We start from the raw sequence: 733 nt of genomic DNA on the forward strand, positions 1-733 counted from the left end.
GGACGAGGCGACGCTGTCGGCGGCGCTGCGCGAGGCCTCGGTCGCCGAGCTCAAACCCGGTGGCCCCGACGGGATCGTCGACCTGCTGGTGGCCAGCGGTCTGTCCGAGAGCAGGAAGGCGGCGCGGCGCACCATCGGCGAGGGCGGGGTGTCGGTCAACAACATCCGGATCGACAGCGAGGAGTGGACGCCGCAGCCCTCGGACTTCCTGCACGGCCGGTGGCTGGTGCTGCGCCGCGGCAAGCGCACCGTCGCCGGGATCGAAAAGGTCTGAAAACCGCACCCGCAAAACGCGTTGCTGCGCAAACCTTTACCGCACCGTGTTGCGGTTGTGACCCGCACAGGCCAGGGTGGTCACGATGACGGCTTCCCGGCGTGTGCAACGGTCCCTGCTGCGCGTGCTGATCCTGACCGCCTGCGTGGCGGGGCTGGCCGCCCCGCTGGCTGCGCCCGTCAGCGCCGACATGCGGGGCAACGCGTTCCTGATGGCCCTGAGCAACGCCGGCATCACCTACCCGCACCCGGCCGGGGCCCTGGCGCTGGGCCAGTCGGTCTGCCCGATGATCGTGACGCCGGGCCAGTCCTTCGACTCGGTCGCCGCCGAAATGTCGGAACGCAGTGGCCTGGGTTACGAGTCGGCCGGCCTGTTCACCATCGTCGCCGTCGCGAATTACTGCCCGGCGGTGATCGCGCCGCTGCTGCAGAACCGGCTCACGGCGTACTAGCGCGCGGG

At 70.5% G+C, this 733-nt stretch carries 2 protein-coding genes; both read left to right on the plus strand.

What is annotated here, in order from left to right; translation table 11 throughout:
• On the plus strand, positions 1-274 hold a 274-nt coding region (locus tag A5711_RS11850; RefSeq protein ID WP_255398246.1), incomplete at its 5' end, for a S4 domain-containing protein.
• A gap of 76 nt (positions 275-350) precedes the next feature.
• Positions 351-725 (plus strand): DUF732 domain-containing protein, encoded by a 375-nt coding sequence (locus tag A5711_RS11855; protein ID WP_304442493.1) that lies wholly within the window; start codon positions 351-353, stop codon positions 723-725.
• The last annotated feature ends 8 nt before the right edge of the window (positions 726-733 follow it).

The organism is Mycobacterium sp. E2238 (genome assembly GCF_001672665.1).
In the GTDB taxonomy this organism is placed as follows: Bacteria; Actinomycetota; Actinomycetes; order Mycobacteriales; family Mycobacteriaceae; genus Mycobacterium.